This window comes from Exiguobacterium sp. s181 (assembly GCF_018617125.1).
Lineage (GTDB): Bacteria > Bacillota > Bacilli > Exiguobacteriales > Exiguobacteriaceae > Exiguobacterium > Exiguobacterium profundum.
Window position 1 is genome coordinate 1 of sequence record NZ_JACSJM010000003.1, and the last position, 18,266, is coordinate 18,266.

Genomic DNA, 18,266 nt, shown 5'->3' on the forward strand with positions numbered 1-18,266 from the left:
CCGCCAGCGTTCGTCCTGAGCCAGGATCAAACTCTCCAAAGAATTTGATATAGCTCTTAAATTGACGAAGCTTGCGCTTCATTCAAAAATGGTAAAACTTATTTTTGCCTCATCGTTCAGTTTTCAAAGTTCGTCAGTTTAAATGGTGGGCCTAAGTGGACTCGAACCACCGACCTCACGCTTATCAGGCGTGCGCTCTAACCGGCTGAGCTATAGGCCCATAAAAAGAATGGTGCACCCTGAGAGATTCGAACTCCCGGCCTTTAGATTCGTAGTCTAACGCTCTATCCAGCTGAGCTAAGGGTGCATATGGTGCGGTCGAGAGGACTTGAACCTCCACGGTGTTAACCACCACTAGGCCCTCAACCTAGCGCGTCTACCGATTCCGCCACGACCGCAGCGTATAAAGTTAAAAAAGAAAATGGTGAGTCATGCAGGGCTCGAACCTGCGACCCTCTGATTAAAAGTCAGATGCTCTACCAACTGAGCTAATGACTCAAATAAAAAGCTGGGCTGGAAGGGATCGAACCTTCGCATGTCGGAATCAAAATCCGATGCCTTACCACTTGGCTACAGCCCAACGTAAATGGCGGTCTTGACGGGATTCGAACCCGCGATCTCCTGCGTGACAGGCAGGCATGTTAACCCCTACACCACAAGACCAGATTACGTTTTTATTTGAAATGGTGGAGGATGACGGGATCGAACCGCCGACCCCCTGCTTGTAAGGCAGGTGCTCTCCCAGCTGAGCTAATCCTCCATATATGGTGACCCGTACGGGATTCGAACCCGTGTTACCGCCGTGAAAGGGCGGTGTCTTAACCGCTTGACCAACGGGCCAGTGTATGTGTCTTCTAAGTAATTTAAGTGGCGGAGACGGAGGGATTCGAACCCTCGCACCGGTTTCCCAGCCTACTCCCTTAGCAGGGGAGCCCCTTATAGCCTCTTGGGTACGTCTCCAAAATAAAATGGCTCCGCAAGTAGGATTTGAACCTACGACCTACCGGTTAACAGCCGGTTGCTCTACCACTGAGCTATTGCGGAACGTTGCTTGAAATTATCGAAGTAACGATTTAAATTGTAACCGCAAACCAGAAACCTGTCAATCACTTTCTTAGAAAAACGTTTATTTCGCGTGCCGTCTCTCGGCGACTTCTATAAGATAACACGGTGAAAAAAGACCGTCAACACTTTTTCTAAAAAAAATCAGGTAAAATGAAAAACATTTTACCTGATTCGAGTTTCTTCTTATTTAACGTTCGGTGCAAGCATCGTTAAACTGATCCGTCCCCGATTCACATCGACTTGTTCGATCCACACGGTCACGATGTCACCAACCGCCACGACATCCAATGGATGCTTCACATATCGATTCGATAATTTCGAAATGTGGACCAAACCATCTTGCTTCACCCCAATGTCTACGAACGCACCAAAATCAATAACGTTTCGAACGGTTCCTTGGAATTCCATGCCGACTTGAAGGTCTTCGAGACTCATGACGTCCGTGCGTAGTAATGGTTTCTGGATATCTTCTCGTGGGTCACGACCTGGTTTGGCTAATGACTTCAAAATGTCTTCGACTGTCGGAAGTCCCGCTTCTAGTTGTTCACTCAAAGCTTTGGCATCGACTTGTTGCAATCGTTCTCGAAGCGCGGCCGTACCGACCTCTGACTTTGAAGAACCGATCTCTTTTAAAATCGATAACGCAAGTGGATAGCTTTCTGGGTGAATCTCCGTTTGGTCGAGAACGTCTTTCCCGTTCATGATCCGTAAGAATCCAGCCGCCTGTTCAAACGCCTTCGCTCCGAGACGAGGTACTTTCTTAATTTCCTTTCTCGTTTCAAAGCGTCCATTCTCTTCACGATATGCCACAATATTTTTCGCCGTCGTTTTATTGAGTCCTGAGACGTACGTCAATAAAGACTCGGAAGCACGGTTCACATCGATCCCGACCATGTTGACCACGCTCTCGACGACGAACTCTAAGGAGGCTTTCAGTTTATTCTGGCTGACGTCATGCTGATATTGTCCGACACCGACTGATTGCGGGTCGACTTTGACAAGTTCCGCCATCGCATCTTGAATTCGACGTGCAATCGAAACGGCTGACCGTTCCTCAACTTTCAAATCCGGGAATTCACTTCGTGCGACTTCCGATGCCGAGTAGACACTTGCCCCCGCTTCGTTCACAATCGCGTAAGCAATATCACGTTCCGCTTTCTTCAACCAGTCGGCGACGAATTGTTCCGTCTCCCGTGAGGCGGTTCCGTTTCCAACGACGATGACCGAGATTGGATATTTCTTCGCGAGTCTCGTCAGTACTTTTTCAGCACCGGCGATATCGTGTTTCGGTGCAGTCGGATAGAAGACGCCGACTTCTTCGACTTTCCCAATCTCATTGACGACTGCCCATTTACAACCAGTTCGATAAGCCGGGTCGATTCCTAGGACGACGACCTCTCGAAGGGGCGGTTGCATATAGAGTTGTTTCAAGTTTTTTGAGAAGACATCGATCGCCTGCTCTTCTGCCTTTTCTGTCAGCTCCCCACGAATCTCTCGTTCGATGGCGGGGAAGACCGACTTCTTGTACGCCTCCGTCACAGCTACCTCGACAACCTCACGCTTTTCTTTCGGAAGTCGTTCGTATGTACGGAGGGCTTGATCCATGAAGCGCGACTCGTTAAACACCACCTTCACTTGGAGCACGTCCGTGCGTTCCCCACGGTTCAAGGCGAGTACACGGTGCGGGACAATGCCAGCAATCTTCTCTTCATATTCATAATACTGCGCAAAAATCTCTTTTTCGTCTTCCGCTTGTTTTTTCTTCTTCGAGCGCAAGAGTCCTTCTTTTCGTACACGATCGCGAAGCATCTGGCGCAGTTTCGCTTCTTCGCCCCATTCTTCGCCGATGATCGCATGAACGAGCGGCAACGCCTCTTCCACCTTGACGTCTTGAGAAAGTTCTTTTACCTTGTCCGAAGAATAGGGTGATTTGTCCCGGAACCAGTCCGCAAGCCGCTGCAGTCCTTTCTCACGTCCCTGTTCTGCTTTCGTGCGTCGTTTTGGACGATAGGGCAAGTAGATGTCTTCCACTTGTTGAAGGGTTGTCGCCGCCTCTAACGCTTTCGTTAGTTCAGGCGTGTTTTTTTCCAACTCTTCTAATTTAGCCAGGACATCCGCCTTGCGTTTTTGCAGGCTCTCTTCATATTGAAGAGCATCCAAGATTCCTTTAATTTCAACTTCGTCCAAATTCCCCGTCATTTCCTTCCGATAACGGGCCATGAACGGAATCGTTGCCCCTTCAGATGCGAGCTGCCGAACCGTCTCGACTTGGTTCACTTTCAAGTTTAACGCGTTAGCCACTTTCGTAATCACTTGAATCACTTCCTTTTTTGATTTCTTTCAAAGTGTAGCAAACATTCAAACAAAAAAGCGATGACTCGATTAGTCATCGCTTGAGAATACTTCATTGAGTGGGACCTTGATGGCTTCACGCAGCTTTTCGAGTGCTCGCCGTTGCAAACGGGACACATGCATCTGCGAGATTCCAAGAAGTTCTCCTGTCTCTTTTTGACTCATATTCTTATAGTAGGCGCATTCCAAGATGGCGCGTTCACGCTCGTTTAAGACATTGAACGCTTTCTCTAAAATGAGACGCTGGTCGACTGATTCGTACCCGCGCTCTTGGCTACCGACCAAGTCGAGTAATGTGACCGTACTACCTTCGTTATCCGCTTCGATTGAACTATCAACCGACAAGGCTTGATAACTTTTGCCCATCTCGAGCGTTTCGAGAATTTCTTCATCGGAAACGCCAAGGTGGTCGGCAATCTCATCGATTCGTGGCGAACGTTGTAATTCGGTCGTCAACTCTTCGACCGTCTTTTTAATCTTTGGTCCGAGTTCTTTGATTCGACGCGGTACGTGGACACTCCACGTCTTGTCGCGAATAAATCGTTTGATTTCCCCGATGATGGTCGGGACAGCAAACGACTCGAAGCTACGACCAAATTCCGGGTCAAATCGACGAAGTGCCGCCAGTAACCCAATCATCCCAACTTGCACAAGATCGTCGTGAATCGCACGACCACGCGAGAATTTACGTGCGAGTGCTTCAACGAGGTCAGAATAGCGGTTGATGAGGAGCATTTGCACTTCTTCGTTTTGATCGTCTTGTTGATAGCGTTCAATCCACTCTAGTACCTCGTCATCACTGTGATGGCGTTGTTGAGATTTTGCTGGCACTCTGATCCACCTCGTCCCTATTGAGGAGTTTTGTCATCGTCACTTTGACGCCGTTGTCTTTATTGATCGAGACATCGTCCATTAATGCTTCGATCAAGAAGAGACCAAGTCCTCCTTCATGGAGCGATTCAATTTCGGTCGTCTCTTCGACCGGAGCGGCTTGACGCTTCACATCATCTGCGAACGTCTTGCCGGAATCCTCAATCGTGATTTCAAGACGATCTGCATAGACGCCACAAGCGAGTTTGACCTCTCCATCTTGATGATCGTCATAAGCATGTTGGACGGCGTTGCCACATGCTTCCGAGACCGCGATTTTAATATCTTCGATCTCGTCGTACGTATATCCCATACGGTTAGCGATTCCTGAAACGACTAATCGAACCACACCGACATATTCGGGTTTGGCCGGGAACGTCATGACCGTCTGTTCAACATTATTCATTGCGTGCCACCTCTTACGTTCGAATTAATAGAAAGAAGTTTGTGAAGACCCGTCAATTCGAACAGACGATTGACTCGGTCTGTGACTCCGACAAGTGACAACTCTTTTTCGTTGCGCGTGGCAATCTTTAATGCCCCGACGAACACACCAAGACCTGTCGAATCCATATACTCCACTTCGTCTAAATGAACGACCACATCTTGCTCACTGATGGCCGGATGCAATACTTCTTTCAATTTTGGTGCAGTATATGTATCCACTTCTCCGGATACGTAAAGGTGTAATTGCTCTCCAATGACTTGCTCGCGAATCGCTAAATCCATCGTCTATTCCCTCCTAAATGTCCGTACAGAAAAATTGAGTACGATTAACTTAAATTCCCCTCTAACAAAATCTTAAACCACTTTTTTTAAAAAGTTTAAAAAAAGACCGATACCTATGTACCAGTCTTATCTATGTAAGGCTAGAGAGGGATTAATCCCATACTGATCTCTAGCGCTCTGTCCACTTTATGCATCGTCTCATCATCGAGATGAGTGACTTTATCCGTCAGACGACGCTTATCAATCGTTCGAATCTGTTCAAGCAAAATCACAGAGTCTCGTTCGAGTCCGTGCTTCTCTTGATATACTTCCACATGAGTCGGCAGTTTTGCTTTTTGAATCTGAGCTGTAATCGCAGCGACAATGACGGTCGGGCTAAAGCGATTGCCGATGTCGTTCTGTACGATGAGAACGGGTCGAACGCCACCTTGCTCTGAGCCGACTACGGGCGACAGATTCGCATAAAACACGTCACCACGCTTTACGATCACGTTGCTCACACCCCACTTACTTGACGTAAGAGAGCGTGTTCGGCTTCGGTTTCAATCATTAGCATCTCTTCTGCCATATTCAAGTTAAACGCGGCCATCTCTTGATAGCCTTTCGCCAATTCTTCACGCAGTGTTTGTTGTCGATCAGCAATTTCTTTAGACAAGTATGTCACTACATCGTTCAAGGACAGTGTTTCACGGTCTTTCATCGAAATCGGACCCCCTTGTTGCGAGAACCGATCTGGGACGGACGCTAGCGCACCCGCAGTTCGCTGCTTCAACATCTTACACCTCCAGAATCGTTTCATGGACTGGCGGAAATTCTCCCGCGTTCTTTATCAATATAACACGCGGGAATGGGAAAATATAGAGAAATCGAGAAAGAATTCAGATAATTTCACACGATTTATGATTCACACATAAAGACGAGGCAATCGGCTCGTGAATTGGCAAACGATCTCATAGTTGATCGTCCCAAGATATGAGGCGAGTTCATCAATGGCGACGTTTCCACCGACAAGGGTCACGTCCGTCCCTACAGGAAACTCCTTTGGAAGTCGGATCATGAAGCGGTCCATACAGACGCGTCCCACGATCGGACAACGAATCCCATTGACCTCCACTTCAAATCCGCTCGCCTTTCGTAACCAGCCGTCCGCATATCCGACCGGAACGGTACCAATCCATTCATCGGCTGACGTTGTATACGTCGCGCCGTAACTGATTGTCTGACCTGCCTCTAGCCGCTTCACCTGCATGAGCTGACTTTTTAGTGTGAAGGCCGGGCGCAGGAACGAATAGAATGTCTCCATCTCACGTGACGGATATAACCCATAGAGCGCGATGCCGACACGAACCAGATTATAAGGAACATCTCGTCCGGCCATTCGGATGGCCCCGGCCGAGTTCGACGTATGGATATAGCGGAACCGCTCGTGGAGACCATCCATCAAACGCTCGAACCGCTCTTGCTGTGTATAATACAGATTGCTATCGAGCTCATCCGCCGTTGCGAAGTGGGTATAGATTCCTTCCACCACAAACGAATCGGTCGCTTCTTCAAGTAAGGCATCCAACTGTTCACGGGTACGAAGTCCGAGGCGTCCCATCCCGGTATCGACTTTGATATGAACCGTCAACGGCTTTTCTTCTATATATGGAGCTGCCTCTCGTAACCATTCGGCAGAAAATACGGACAACGTGATCCCCTGTTCTGCCGCCACTCCGGCATATTCAGGGAATTGCGCTTCCATGACGAGAATCGGTGCTTCGATTCCCGCATCGCGGAGTTCGAGCGCTTCCTCGAGTAACGCGACCCCGAGCATCGTCGCTCCGTTCTCCAGGGCGATCTTCGCCACTTCGACGGCCCCATGTCCGTAGGCATTCGCCTTGACGACCGCCATGAGGTCCTGCGGAATCCGTCTCGTTAATTCTTTTATATTATGGACGATGGCCGCCCGATCAATCTCGATTCGACTAGGACGAAACATGATGTCCCTCCTCTTCTAAGATGACTTGTGCGATGGCGTATGTTTGACTATGGCTGATGCTGACATGGATTTTCCCCGCAAACGGCGCGGTCATGACAGGTCGACCCGTCTCATCCGGTAAAATTTCAATATGACGCCAGGATAACCCGTGTGCGATGCCAGTCCCGATTGCCTTGGCGTAAGCTTCTTTCGCGGCAAAGCGACCCGAGACAAACTCGATTTGACGCGGGAGCGGATACTGTTGAGACAGTTCATATTCCGCATCGGTGAGCAGCCGTTTTAAAAAACGTGGTTGTTTCATCGAGCGAGCCATCCGATCAAGCTCGACGATATCGACTCCGATTCCTATAATCACAGGACACTCGCTCCTTTCTTTTTTTCCCCGTTTCCTTATACAATTGAGGAAAGAGGTGATGTTATGTTTAGTCGTACGGAAAATGTTCAAACGTTTGTACGGGCATATCCACTCGTAACGCTGTTCATTGTAATCCAACTCCTTGTGTTTGTCATCGATTCTTTCGCTCCTGGTTTACGAATCGTGGCGACGGGAGGGTCGTTCCATTTGGCACTCGCGGACGGACAATGGTACCGCTTGGTCACGGCCAACTTCATTCATTTGAGTCTCGGTCACTTGCTGTTCAACTCGTTCGCACTGATCATCTTCGGACCGGCGATGGAACGAATGGTCGGACACGTAAAATTTGCCTTGTTTTATGTATTCGCTGGAGCGCTCGCCAACCTGCTCACGTATTTCACTGTCAGTAACTTGTTTTATCTACAAGCCGGGGCGTCAGGCGCCATCTTGGCCATTCTCGGATTCTACGTATTCATCGGTCGTTTCCGTCGCACGTTGATGTACAGCCAAGATGCCCGCTTGGTCTACATCTTCGTCGCTATCAGTGCCGTTTTCACATTGATTGGTTCGAACGTTTCCCTTTGGGGACATGTGTACGGATTCTTGGCCGGATTCTTACTTGCCATCCCACTCTCACGTTTCACCGTCCCGTATACGCGCCCGATGCGCTACGGGAAGTATAAGCAACGTTCGTACACGCCCCCTGTCATTCATTCCGGGGACGGAAAGTGGTTTTTCTACATCATCATCGGACTGGCCATCTTCGGATTATTGGCACAGTTCTTATAAAGAAGGTACGAAAAATGGCCAAGCGAAATCGCTTGGCCATTTGATTAGATTTGATTTTTATGACGAGCCTCTTGAAGCGCATCCACTAAGTCTTTCACGTCTTCGACGAGGTTTTGAATCGTATCTTGGTTTTCTTCGTAAAGCGATTTCCATTCCATGACACGGTCTTTCAAGTTGCCTTTCGATGACGCTTGTAGACCGACCGCATGTGCCTCAGTCGACGTATTCGATGATTTCAACTTCGACTTGATGCCTTTCAGTTGTCTCACTTGTTGATCGCGCGTTTCGCTATGGAGAAGTGATGCTGCTGCGCCGATTACCGCACCCGCAGCCATCCCCAACCAGAAATAATTCTTGTTCATAAAAATCCTCCCCTAACATGACGTTATCTTTTATTATAGATTATCTGACTCACTGACGACATAGTGTTTTATGACGGGACCTGCACCGCGCTGTTCGACCGCTCGCTTCAAGCGGTCTTCAAGGATTGCATAGTCCTCTGTATCACGAAAGTGTTTCCCACCAGACGTGAACTGAATAAAGACGACGGCATGATTATCATCCGGGTCGACACCTAATCGGTATGCCGAAAACCCATCATGACTGACACCGAGTGGCGCCTTTTCCGTCAACAAGTGGTGAAACAACAGGGAGCGGGCATTCTCATCTGCCGGAGCGTTCGCGTATAAAATGTTCCCTTTTTTCACGAATTCGCCCGACGCCTCTTCAATTTCAAACACTTTACCGCTCTTGAACGGAGACTTCTCTCCTTCTGCGAGCAAAATCGTTTCGTGTCCATTCGCCGCGATGACGCCTGGCTCCTTTCGAAGACGCTCCGCCACGCTGCCTGACGCAAAAGTCATATAGAGCTTAGACAAGTTCCTCACACCCTTTCGCGAGTGTGATGTCTTTCTCCGTAATGCCCCCTTCGTCATGGGTCGAGACGGTCAATGTCACGTTCCGATATTCAATCAAGATGTTCGGATGATGATCGAGCGATTCAGCCAAATCTGCTACAAGATGCACGAACTGAATGGCCTCCGGAAATGTTTCCAGCCGATACGTCTTTTGAATCTCCCCGTTCACTTCTTCCCAACCGTTCAACCGTGACAGTTCCTCTGTCAATTCACTTTGCGATAATACCATCGTCACAATCCCCTTTCCCTATACAGTCTACTGTCTTAATCTACCCAAACCGAAGAAAAATAATCTTCCGTGCATGATGTATAATGAATTAGAATGAGATGGACAGCCATCATTTTCATTACGAGAGAGGAGCATCTCCCATGCGCGCATTGATTGTTATTGATTATACATTTGATTTTATCGCAGACAGTGGTCGTTTGACTTGTGGGAAACCCGGGCAAGAGATTGAAGAACGGATCGTCGAATTGATTGGGACATTCGCAACGGATGACTATGTCGTCATCGCGAACGACGTCCATGATGCAGGTGACACGTTCCACCCTGAAACGACGTTGTTCCCACCGCACAATATCCGCGGGACAGAGGGCCGTGAGTTGTACGGTTCTGTGAAGGAAGCTGCAAAACAGGCAGACCACTGGATTGATAAGACACGTTATAGTGCCTTTGCCGGAACTGACCTTGACCTGCGTCTTCGGGAACGCGGAATCACAGAAGTTCATCTCGTCGGTGTCTGCACGGATATTTGTGTACTCCATACAGCCGTAGATGCCTACAACCTCGGTTATCAAATCGTCGTCCATGCCGATGCCGTTCAAAGCTTCAACCCGGTCGGCCATGAATGGGCGCTCGAACATTTCGTCACAACACTCGGTGCGACAGTCGTCGGAAAGTGACGTAAAACAGAAAGGAAATCATATGTTACATCGTAATTTAGCCCTTCACACAGATCTTTATCTTCCACGTTGGATGTATATTTACTGGAAGCAAGGTCGCCATAATGAAAAGGTCGTCTTCGACCTTTACTATCGCTCGAATCCATTTAGTGGTGGTTATGTCGTCTTCGCCGGACTCGAGAATATCGTTCACTACTTAGAGAACGTCTCCTTTACGGAGGCGGACATCACCTATTTGAAAGAGCAACTCGGATTCGAAGATGAATTCGAAGACGTCTTACGGAACTTTAAGTTCACTGGTTCACTATATAGTGTTCGCGAAGGAGAAGTCATCTTCCCACATGAACAAGTCGTTCGGATTGAATCGACCATCTTTGAAGCGAAGCTGTTCCAAACGGCGCTACTCAATATCGCGAACCACGAATCACTCATTGCCACGAAGTATGCACGCATTCGTCAGGCTGCTCCGAACGAGACACTCCTTGAAGGAGGAGCTCGTCGCGCGCAAGGTGTCGATGCGGCTTACTACGGAACACGTGCGGCTTACATCGCTGGTTTCGACGTGACAAGTCTCGTGTCAGCCGGTCGTGACTTTGATGTCCCGACAGGAGGAACGATGGAGCATGCCGACATTCAGTTCCACGATGATGAATTGAGCGCATTCCGTTCGTTCGCTGAGATGTACCCGGACAACACAAGCCTTCTCATCGATACGTATGACACACTCAAGTCTGGTCTGCCGAACGCGATTACGGTCGCAAAAGAGCTCGAGGCGAAGGGCCATCGTCTCAAGTCAGTACGACTCGACTCTGGGGACCTCGCCTACTTGTCGAAGCGTGCCCGGAAGGCGTTGAATGAAGCAGGGCTCGACTACGTCAAAATCGTCGTCTCTGGGGATTTGGATGAGTATGTCATCCAGGACTTACGGATGCAAGGCGCAGAGGCCGATACGTTCCTCGTTGGGACACGCGGCATCACGGCTTACGAGCAGCCGGCACTCGGGATGGTCTATAAGCTCGTCGCGCGTGAGGATGAATCTGGTGAATTAAAGCCGGTCATCAAAGTATCTTCTTCCAAGGTGAAGACGACGACTCCTCACAAGAAAGAGTTGTATCGCATCATCGACAACGAAACGAAAAAGTTCAAAGGCGACTATATCGCCCTCGCCGATGAACCGGTCGAATCGTACACCGAGATCGACTTGATTGACGTCCGTGACCCGGCCTTCAAGATCAAGACACGTAACTTCAACGTGAAACGTTTGTTGCAACCGATCTTCCTTGATGGGAAACGCGTATACGACCTTCCAAGCACAAGTGAGATTCGTGCATATCATCACGAGCAGATGAACGGATTGTGGGAAGAGTACAAGCGTCTCCGTTTACCGGAAGTGTATTCGGTGACGTTCAGCAAGCCACTATGGGATTTAAAACTCGATATGATTCGCAAAACGCGGGTACCAAAATAAAAAAACGGCTGTGGGTGCATACCCACAGCCGTTTTTTTATACCATCGTCATCTCGCCTGCTTGGCTTTGATCTTCTTTTCTCCGAAAGTAAAGCGCAATCGACAAAGAGAGCAATATCAAGACAAAATAGACGGTCCGTTGCCAAAACGTCGCTTCGGTGTCTCCTTGGAACAACGCAATGATATAATCGCTCCCACTGACTAAAAACAATCCGGCAAGCAAGAGAAAGATCCGATAGCCGGCCCGACTCCGCTCCCGTTTCACTTTGAAGAAAAGGACACCATAATAGACGATTGCGAGAATCGTCACATACCCGATTACGCCAACAACCCAACTCATCTTGATGCCTCCCTCACTCTCTATTTTTCTGTTTCTTCCCCGTTATCTTAACACATTCTATTCCTCAGACTGTGTTAAGATGGTCTAAAGAAAACGCGGAAAGGAACGATCCCATGAAAACGTTTCGCCTCGTCCAAGTCCGTCTCGTCCAAGACGAATACGGCAATGAACTGAATTTACCGATCGATTTACTCGATGGGTTAATCATCTCGAAGGAGCACGATTCAGAATGGCTCCTCGAAATGCTCGTGCCGACCGAGTCAGCTGTCACGCTCCATCATTACTTAAACAAACGCATCCTCATCCTCGCTGAAGCCGTCATCACGTCGCCAACGAACGCCCCGGCTGCGCTCGCACTGACGTTCACGAGCGAGAGGGCCTTGAACGACCATCATACGTTCGTCGCTGAAGGACTCATGTTGATGCCGAAACAAGACGCGACGAAGCAAGTACTCGATTCGTTGATCCAAGATGGCGTCGCCACCTCGAATTTAAAGCCCGCCTTCTTCGAGAAAAAAGTCGAAATGCAACAATCGTTCAGTCGCTCCGCTTTCAATCAATTGGTCAAAACCGGGTCATTTGAATAATCGGATGACCTGTTTTTCTTTCCCCAAAACCATTCACCTTTCAAACTAAAAAGACGCAGAAACCTCTCCGCCTCACACGTAGATAAAGAATAGGATGATCATCATCGTCATCCCGATCACTTTTAAGAGCGTGCTGCCGAGAAAGGCGAGAACGGTGCCGACGCCGATGCTCCACGCTTCACGTGTCGTCTTCCCAAGTGTCAACTCCGCCAAGAAAGCGAAGATGAACGGGAAAATCAAAACCCCGACGAGCGGGAAAATAAACGGCCCTGCAATCAAGCCGATTGTCGCGCCCCATTTCGCACGCTCCGAGCCGCCTCGCTTATCCACTGTAGCCCGCGTGACGACATAGTCGACCCCGAACAAGAAGATGAGGAAGACCGTTTGCCATACCCAGAATGTCCAAGTCAACGGTTCAAATGAAAAACCGAATCCATAAATCATGTATCCGATGAACAAGAACAAGACACTCGGGATGACTGGATAGATGAGTCCTGCAAAAGCGACCACGAATGATGCGATAATGAATACCCATAGTAAGGTCGTCATGACATTCTCCTCATTTCATAATGGTCGGATCGGTGATATGGTCAGCCACGTTGACCGCCTTCACTTCAAACTGACCTTGTTGATGGGTGATATAGTTCGAGCAGGCGTTTCGCATGGCGTGACGGAACGTATATGCCCCATCGATAGCAGAAAGCGCCGCTTTGATTGCATGAGAATGGCAGACGACAATGATGCGTTTGCCAGAATACGTATCCACCAAATGATTCATTCCTTCTAAGACCCGGGTACGCATCTCGTCTTCCGTTTCGAGACCCGGAATCTGATTCTGGTCATCCGCTTGAACTGCCTCGTAAATCCCTTTCACGGGCTGCCCGGATGCCGCTCCGAATTCACGTTCAATGAAACGCTCATCTAGCAGAATCGCTTTATGTTCGATGCCACAGGCTGTCGCAATGGCTTGTGCGGTGTGAACCGCACGTGACAAGGGACTCGAGACGATGACGTCCCACTTCTCTTGACTCAAAAAAGCTGCACTCTCCTCTGCCTGTTGACGTCCGAGTGCATTCAACGGGTTATCTTCACGCCCTTGAATAATTTCTAAACGGTTCCAATCGGTCTGGCCGTGTCTGACTAAACATAACTCTGTCACTACTTCCACTCCTTACTCTTTCAATCATTCCCTCATCGTACCATCTTCCCTAAAAATCGCAACGTCATCCGAGGCATTCTTCAATAAAACGATTGATTCTGGCCATGAGTTGCTCTTCTTTGATTGGATTATCCGATTGAAGGAAGCTCGCCAGCGAGTGGGTGCCATTTGGAAAGGAGATGAGTTGAACGTTCGCGCCGACGTCACTCGCATGTTCGACGAAGTGAAGCGCTTGACCGAACGGGACAATCGGATCTTTCTTCCCGTGTAACAGTAAAATCGGCGGGGCATCGGCGTATAGATGGGAGACTGGGGAACATTTTACCATCAACTCACGCCATTCCTCACGGCTTCCTTCATAAAACTTTAAGTGAGCGAGCCACGTCTGGATGAATTTGAACAATAAAAAGTTCGTCGGAGGATACAAGGCGATGACCCCTTTGATGGTCGGGAGGTCGTCTCCCAAATCGCCCGCAAATTGTCGATGACGATCGAGCGCAGCCGCAAGCATGAGCGCGGCGCCTGCTGAGTCCCCCCAAACGAGTAGTTGACTTGTATCTAGCGTCAACAGCGATTCATGTTGTTTCAAATAGCACAGGGCATCAGAAACATCAAAAATATTGTCAGGGAAGTACACCCCGTCTTCAAATAGACGGTAATCGATGCTGACGACCGCGATCCCTTTCCCCAAAAAGTGGTCGAGCAACGGATGAAACAGGGTCACCATACTCCGATTCCCTCTGACGAACGCTCCCCCATGAGCATATACCGCCACCGGGAACGGTCCCTCCCCAGGGGGGAGATACAAATCAAATTGGAGCGGACGATCGTGAACAATTTTATACGTGTACGTGTGGCGCCGGCGTGTTGTCGGTTGAATCGGCAACTTGGGTTCTTGCCATCTGACAAGGGACCCGTACTGACTCCACACGCTAGCCCCGGCTGCCGTCGCCGCAGCAATCGCCGCGCCCCCGACAAACCAGGCAGTCTCCTTTCTCATACAATCCACTCCTCGTTCCTTTTTTTAATCATATTCCCGCTTTTTTCAAAAATCTATCCATCAGAAGTCGGACTTGACGTGCTCCAAAGGTCACACTATAATATTACTCGCAGTCATAAAACGTAACAGTTACGATTTAATATTCAGATAACTTGAAAGGTGGAAGATGGAAGATGAAGAAAACTTGGTTAGGCGCAGTCGTAGCCGGTACGCTTTTACTCGGTGCGTGTGGAAATACCGAAGGAGATAACGCATCTGAATCGACAGATGGTCAACTGACCGTCTTCGCTTCAACGTTTGCATTAAAATCATTAGCCGAAGAAATCGGTGGCGACCGCGTCCACGTGGAGATGGTCATTCCACCTGGGGCTGATCCGCATACGTATGAGCCAACTTCAAAGCAAATGACACAAATCGCAGAAGCCGACCTCTTTTTGACGATTGGTCATGACCTTGAACCTTACGTCGAGTCTATGGAGAAGAGTTTAGAGGGTCAGAACGTCGCCTTCGTCAAAACAGCCGAGAACGTGAAGTTACTCGATGCGGCGGATACCGTCCATGTCCATGAAGAAGAAGGACATGCTGAAGACGAAGGGCATTCTGAGGACGAGCATGCTAACGAAGAAGCATCACATTCGGAAGATGAGCATGACCACGGAAAGTATGACCCTCACGTTTGGCTCGACCCGATGAATGCTGTATCGATGGCAGAAGCGGTCGAAGCCGCATTCAGTGAGGAAGCACCCGACTATAAGGATGAGTTCGCAGAACGATTAAGCACCTTCAAAGACGAAGCGAACGCCCTCGATGCGGAATTGAAGGCAGCGGTCGAGAACGGTTCGAAATCCGAGTTACTTGTAACGCATGCCGCATATGGCTATTTGGCTGAACGCTATGGTTTCGATCAGTTGCCGATTGCCGGACTTACACCGTCTGAAGAGCCGTCACAACAAGCTCTCAAACGGATCATCGAGGAAGCCCGTCTCCACGACTTGAACTATATCGCATTCGAAGACACGGTCACACCAAAAGTGGCCGAAGTCGTGAAACAAGAGATCGGCGCAGAGAGCGTGACGATCTATAACTTGGAATCGGTCACGAAAGAACAGATGGACAAGAGCTACTTCGACTTGATGCGTGAAAACGTCAAGGCACTTGAGACAGCGTTGAAATAATCAAAATCCCGAAACGAATCACCTCGTTTCGGGATTTTTTTATACTTCTATTCGTCGGTCTAACATCTTCATCGTGACGAGAAGCAGGAGCAGTAGCGATACGATGACGCTCATCATCCAGAAGTCCCCGTCCATGAAGAATGATCGTGTCCACTCTCCTGTACTCAGTCCTAACCACGCTTGACTGACACCAACGCCAATCAGTGCGATTGCACCAAAACGAACCCATGTCATCTGTGGAACGAATCGTTTGCTGACCACATAACTATTCAATACTAAAAGACCGACATACGCGATAAGAAGGACATTCCAAACTGTATCGAATAGCACCGGTACCACCCCTCCCGTCACAGCATACCCCCATGTCATGAAGAATACGATGGATGAGATGAGTGTGATGCGATAAAGCGGCTTGATTTTCGTTTGATACGCAAGAAACGGATTGATGAGTATCCCGAGCCAGATGAGTGTGCCGAACACATCCATGAGAAAATCCCCTTTATACCATTTATTAACAGTATACCATGGGAATTCACTTTCATTCATAATAAATCAAGACGAGTTCTTCCTGGGACGAAGCGATCTCACAAAACTGTTGCAACCGGGTCCAATCTTCCCAAATCATCTCGAATTCATCTTTTGCAACGAATGCCATGTCTTTCACATCATCTCGCCCGAACGCATGCAACGTATCTTTGACGATATGAAGTAACTGCGGGGTCAAGATACCGACCACGACCGCCTGCGCCTCATTGACAATCAACTCTTCGCCGACGAGCGCCATTTCCATGTTATACGTGTCGGCCCCGTCGATATATACCTCGATTTGACTAAGTACGCGTTGAAACGGTTCCACATTCGGAAGCGTTAGCGTATCGTCCCGATCCCGATATTGCTCATGCATATGAATCAACCAGTCTAAAATCATCTCCGGATCCTGATTAAATGACACCCAAACTTCTGGGGAAACACGTACATAATGCGTCGTCTCCATACATGAACGCCCCCTTTTTATGACATTATCCGTCTTATATATGTAAAAAAACCGCCTACTTGAATTCGTAGACGGTTCCTTATATCAAGAACGACTTGTTCCTGTTTGTTGTTCCTCTGTTTCGCTTTCCCAAGCTTCGATGTATTCACGACCAGGAAGATTTTCAACCGAGTCGACATAGAAAACTGGGTCTTCTCCTTCGCGTCGCTGTGCCAAGTAGTCATCGAGAACGGCGCGAGCCACTTTCGCCAAGCGGAAGATGGCATACAAGTTCACGAGTGCCATGAGACCCATGAACACGTCAGCAATCGACCAGACGAGGCCGGCAGAGCGGACCGCACCAAACAAGACCATTCCGACGACACCGATGCGATAGAGCGTAACGTAGATTTTCTTATCCGAGATGAACTGGATGTTCGTCTCACCGTAGTAGTAGTTTCCAAGAATCGAACTGAATGCGAACAAGAAGATTGCAATCGTCAAGAACGATGTTGCGACTGATCCGATTTCTGCTGTCAACGCGGCTTGCGTCAATTCGACACCCGCGAACGACTCTGAACCGGCTACGCCTGAAATCAAGATGATCATCGCTGTCGATGTACAAACGAGCAATGTATCTACGAATACGCTAAACGATTGAATCAATCCTTGTTTGACAGGGTGCGATACTTCTGCTGTCGCAGCGGCGTTCGGTGCAGAACCCATACCCGCTTCGTTCGAGAAGAGACCGCGACGAATCCCTTGAAGTACCATGGCGCCAATCGCTCCTCCGAAAAGTTGCTCGATTCCGAGGACTCCTTCTGAGAAGATGAGGCTGAAGACGTCTGGTAGAAGGGAGACGTTCGTCACCATAATCCAAATCGCGAGTAGGATGTAGCCACCTGCCATGACCGGTACGATGATACTCGACAAGAGTGCGATCGATTGGATCCCACCGAAGACGACAATTGCCGTCACAATCGCGAGGACAACCCCAACGACTGTTGTGCTGATCCCGAACTGGTTACTCACAGAGAGTGAGATCGTGTTCGACTGTACCGAGTTGAACGCGAATCCGAATGAGAACGTGATTAAAATCGCGAACAAGACACCTAGCCAGCGTTGACCGAGCGCACGCTCCATATAGTAGGCAGGTCCCCCACGCCATGTGCGTCCATCACGAATCTTGTACACTTGTGCCAACGTACTTTCGACGAATGCAGATGCTGCCCCAATCAACGCAATGAGCCACATCCAGAAAACTGCTCCTGGGCCACCTAGCGCAATCGCTGTCGCCACACCGGCAATGTTACCCGTCCCTACACGAGCTGCCGTTCCGATTGCGAAAGCTTGGAACGAAGACACTTGGCCTTTTTCACGTGCTGTGCCCTCTTTGAACAAGAGGCGGAACATTTCAGGAATCATGCGGAACTGAACGAAGCCCATACGAACTGTAAAATAAAGACCTAAAGCAACAAGTACAACGATGAGCACTTGCGACCACAACAAATCGTTCGCTTGCGAAACGAGTTTCTCTACCAATTTCTCCATACTAATCCTCCATCACTCTAAAAATCTCAATAGAAAAAGTCATGTCAACTTTC

The 18,266-nt window shown here is 48.9% G+C and carries 23 protein-coding genes and 10 tRNA genes; 5 read left to right on the top strand and 28 right to left on the bottom strand.

Annotation, left to right across the window (positions count from 1 at the left end):
• Positions 1 to 143 precede the first annotated feature (143 nt).
• The 18 genes from KNO70_RS11320 to acpS form a co-directional block, all read right to left on the bottom strand.
• A tRNA-Ile gene (locus KNO70_RS11320) sits at positions 144 to 220 on the bottom strand.
• Between the two features lie 10 nt (positions 221 to 230).
• Positions 231 to 307: transfer RNA gene (locus KNO70_RS11325), tRNA-Arg, on the bottom strand.
• 3 nt (positions 308 to 310) lie between these two features.
• Positions 311 to 398 (bottom strand) — tRNA-Leu (locus KNO70_RS11330).
• Between the two features lie 24 nt (positions 399 to 422).
• Positions 423 to 498, bottom strand: a tRNA-Lys gene (locus tag KNO70_RS11335).
• 10 nt (positions 499 to 508) lie between these two features.
• Positions 509 to 580 (bottom strand) — tRNA-Gln (locus tag KNO70_RS11340).
• Positions 581 to 587: 7 nt separating this feature from the next.
• Positions 588 to 663: transfer RNA gene (locus KNO70_RS11345), tRNA-Asp, on the bottom strand.
• 21 nt (positions 664 to 684) lie between these two features.
• A tRNA-Val gene (locus KNO70_RS11350) sits at positions 685 to 760 on the bottom strand.
• Between the two features lie 5 nt (positions 761 to 765).
• Positions 766 to 840, bottom strand: a tRNA-Glu gene (locus KNO70_RS11355).
• Between the two features lie 28 nt (positions 841 to 868).
• Positions 869 to 960: transfer RNA gene (locus KNO70_RS11360), tRNA-Ser, on the bottom strand.
• Between the two features lie 9 nt (positions 961 to 969).
• Positions 970 to 1,044, bottom strand: a tRNA-Asn gene (locus KNO70_RS11365).
• Positions 1,045 to 1,248: 204 nt separating this feature from the next.
• The gene (locus tag KNO70_RS11370) at positions 1,249 to 3,378 is read right to left on the bottom strand and encodes a Tex family protein (protein ID WP_214812639.1); all 2,130 of its coding nucleotides are present in this window, start codon (positions 3,376 to 3,378) and stop codon (positions 1,249 to 1,251) included.
• Between the two features lie 69 nt (positions 3,379 to 3,447).
• Positions 3,448 to 4,248, bottom strand: a complete 801-nt coding sequence (gene sigB / locus KNO70_RS11375; protein WP_015880560.1) for an RNA polymerase sigma factor SigB — start codon at positions 4,246 to 4,248, stop codon at positions 3,448 to 3,450.
• Positions 4,214 to 4,693, bottom strand: a complete 480-nt coding sequence (gene rsbW / locus KNO70_RS11380; RefSeq protein WP_015880559.1) for an anti-sigma B factor RsbW — start codon at positions 4,691 to 4,693, stop codon at positions 4,214 to 4,216. Before rsbW ends, sigB begins: the two co-directional genes overlap by 35 nt.
• On the bottom strand, positions 4,690 to 5,016 hold the full coding sequence (locus tag KNO70_RS11385; RefSeq protein ID WP_015880558.1) for an STAS domain-containing protein: 327 nt from the start codon (positions 5,014 to 5,016) through the stop codon (positions 4,690 to 4,692). Before KNO70_RS11385 ends, rsbW begins: the two co-directional genes overlap by 4 nt.
• 140 nt (positions 5,017 to 5,156) lie before the next feature.
• On the bottom strand, positions 5,157 to 5,507 hold the full coding sequence (locus KNO70_RS11390) for a type II toxin-antitoxin system PemK/MazF family toxin (RefSeq protein WP_026824472.1): 351 nt from the start codon (positions 5,505 to 5,507) through the stop codon (positions 5,157 to 5,159).
• A 5-nt stretch (positions 5,508 to 5,512) separates the two neighbouring features.
• On the bottom strand, positions 5,513 to 5,791 hold the full coding sequence (locus KNO70_RS11395) for a hypothetical protein (protein WP_074034853.1): 279 nt from the start codon (positions 5,789 to 5,791) through the stop codon (positions 5,513 to 5,515).
• 129 nt (positions 5,792 to 5,920) lie between these two features.
• A complete protein-coding gene (gene alr / locus KNO70_RS11400; RefSeq protein WP_214812640.1) occupies positions 5,921 to 6,997 on the bottom strand; it encodes an alanine racemase in 1,077 nt (358 codons plus the stop codon).
• Positions 6,984 to 7,352, bottom strand: coding sequence for a holo-ACP synthase (acpS, locus tag KNO70_RS11405; protein ID WP_214731347.1), 369 nt, complete (start codon positions 7,350 to 7,352; stop codon positions 6,984 to 6,986). The genes alr and acpS overlap by 14 nt, the downstream gene beginning before the upstream one ends.
• 63 nt (positions 7,353 to 7,415) lie before the next feature.
• On the opposite strand from acpS, the gene KNO70_RS11410 reads away from it, so the two are divergent.
• Positions 7,416 to 8,141, top strand: a complete 726-nt coding sequence (locus KNO70_RS11410; RefSeq protein ID WP_078146156.1) for a rhomboid family intramembrane serine protease — start codon at positions 7,416 to 7,418, stop codon at positions 8,139 to 8,141.
• Between the two features lie 44 nt (positions 8,142 to 8,185).
• Here KNO70_RS11410 and KNO70_RS11415 read toward each other — a convergent pair whose 3' ends face one another.
• Genes KNO70_RS11415 through KNO70_RS11425 form a run of 3 tightly spaced genes read right to left on the bottom strand, consistent with a single transcriptional unit; the run spans position 8,186 to position 9,287 of the window.
• Positions 8,186 to 8,503 carry a hypothetical protein gene (locus tag KNO70_RS11415; protein WP_015880545.1) on the bottom strand — a complete coding sequence of 106 codons (318 nt, stop codon included), beginning with the start codon at positions 8,501 to 8,503 and terminating at the stop codon, positions 8,186 to 8,188.
• A gap of 33 nt (positions 8,504 to 8,536) precedes the next feature.
• The gene (locus KNO70_RS11420; protein WP_251030117.1) at positions 8,537 to 9,019 is read right to left on the bottom strand and encodes a hypothetical protein; all 483 of its coding nucleotides are present in this window, start codon (positions 9,017 to 9,019) and stop codon (positions 8,537 to 8,539) included.
• Complete coding sequence (locus KNO70_RS11425; protein WP_078146155.1) at positions 9,012 to 9,287, bottom strand: 4a-hydroxytetrahydrobiopterin dehydratase; 276 nt, start codon at positions 9,285 to 9,287, stop codon at positions 9,012 to 9,014. The genes KNO70_RS11420 and KNO70_RS11425 overlap by 8 nt, the downstream gene beginning before the upstream one ends.
• 140 nt (positions 9,288 to 9,427) lie before the next feature.
• On the opposite strand from KNO70_RS11425, the gene KNO70_RS11430 reads away from it, so the two are divergent.
• On the top strand, positions 9,428 to 9,961 hold the full coding sequence (locus KNO70_RS11430; protein ID WP_074034877.1) for a cysteine hydrolase family protein: 534 nt from the start codon (positions 9,428 to 9,430) through the stop codon (positions 9,959 to 9,961).
• A 22-nt stretch (positions 9,962 to 9,983) separates the two neighbouring features.
• The gene (locus KNO70_RS11435) at positions 9,984 to 11,429 is read left to right on the top strand and encodes a nicotinate phosphoribosyltransferase (RefSeq protein ID WP_078146154.1); all 1,446 of its coding nucleotides are present in this window, start codon (positions 9,984 to 9,986) and stop codon (positions 11,427 to 11,429) included.
• A 36-nt stretch (positions 11,430 to 11,465) separates the two neighbouring features.
• Here the strand turns inward: KNO70_RS11435 and KNO70_RS11440 are convergent, their stop codons facing one another.
• Positions 11,466 to 11,768: a hypothetical protein gene (locus tag KNO70_RS11440; RefSeq protein WP_078146153.1), complete on the bottom strand. Its 303-nt coding sequence runs from the start codon at positions 11,766 to 11,768 to the stop codon at positions 11,466 to 11,468.
• Positions 11,769 to 11,881: 113 nt separating this feature from the next.
• Between KNO70_RS11440 and KNO70_RS11445 the strand changes: the two genes are divergently transcribed.
• Positions 11,882 to 12,355 (top strand): YwpF-like family protein, encoded by a 474-nt coding sequence (locus tag KNO70_RS11445; protein WP_031424441.1) that lies wholly within the window; start codon positions 11,882 to 11,884, stop codon positions 12,353 to 12,355.
• 72 nt (positions 12,356 to 12,427) lie between these two features.
• Here the strand turns inward: KNO70_RS11445 and KNO70_RS11450 are convergent, their stop codons facing one another.
• The 3 genes from KNO70_RS11450 to KNO70_RS11460 form a co-directional block, all read right to left on the bottom strand.
• The gene (locus KNO70_RS11450; protein WP_214731346.1) at positions 12,428 to 12,904 is read right to left on the bottom strand and encodes a DUF456 domain-containing protein; all 477 of its coding nucleotides are present in this window, start codon (positions 12,902 to 12,904) and stop codon (positions 12,428 to 12,430) included.
• Positions 12,905 to 12,914: 10 nt separating this feature from the next.
• Positions 12,915 to 13,514 (bottom strand): histidine phosphatase family protein, encoded by a 600-nt coding sequence (locus KNO70_RS11455; protein WP_214688868.1) that lies wholly within the window; start codon positions 13,512 to 13,514, stop codon positions 12,915 to 12,917.
• A 64-nt stretch (positions 13,515 to 13,578) separates the two neighbouring features.
• On the bottom strand, positions 13,579 to 14,514 hold the full coding sequence (locus tag KNO70_RS11460) for an alpha/beta hydrolase (protein ID WP_078146151.1): 936 nt from the start codon (positions 14,512 to 14,514) through the stop codon (positions 13,579 to 13,581).
• Between the two features lie 173 nt (positions 14,515 to 14,687).
• Here KNO70_RS11460 and KNO70_RS11465 point away from each other — a divergent pair, with 173 nt between their 5' ends.
• Entirely contained in the window at positions 14,688 to 15,689 is a 1,002-nt protein-coding gene (locus KNO70_RS11465; protein ID WP_214731342.1) for a metal ABC transporter substrate-binding protein, read from the top strand.
• Positions 15,690 to 15,728: 39 nt separating this feature from the next.
• On the opposite strand, the gene KNO70_RS11470 is transcribed toward KNO70_RS11465, so the two are convergent.
• From KNO70_RS11470 to KNO70_RS11480, 3 genes are all read right to left on the bottom strand, one after another.
• Entirely contained in the window at positions 15,729 to 16,175 is a 447-nt protein-coding gene (locus KNO70_RS11470) for a hypothetical protein (protein ID WP_214812641.1), read from the bottom strand.
• A gap of 52 nt (positions 16,176 to 16,227) precedes the next feature.
• Positions 16,228 to 16,683 (bottom strand): hypothetical protein, encoded by a 456-nt coding sequence (locus tag KNO70_RS11475; protein WP_031424431.1) that lies wholly within the window; start codon positions 16,681 to 16,683, stop codon positions 16,228 to 16,230.
• Positions 16,684 to 16,767: 84 nt separating this feature from the next.
• Positions 16,768 to 18,213 carry an alanine/glycine:cation symporter family protein gene (locus tag KNO70_RS11480; protein ID WP_196430365.1) on the bottom strand — a complete coding sequence of 482 codons (1,446 nt, stop codon included), beginning with the start codon at positions 18,211 to 18,213 and terminating at the stop codon, positions 16,768 to 16,770.
• Positions 18,214 to 18,266: the final 53 nt, after the last annotated feature.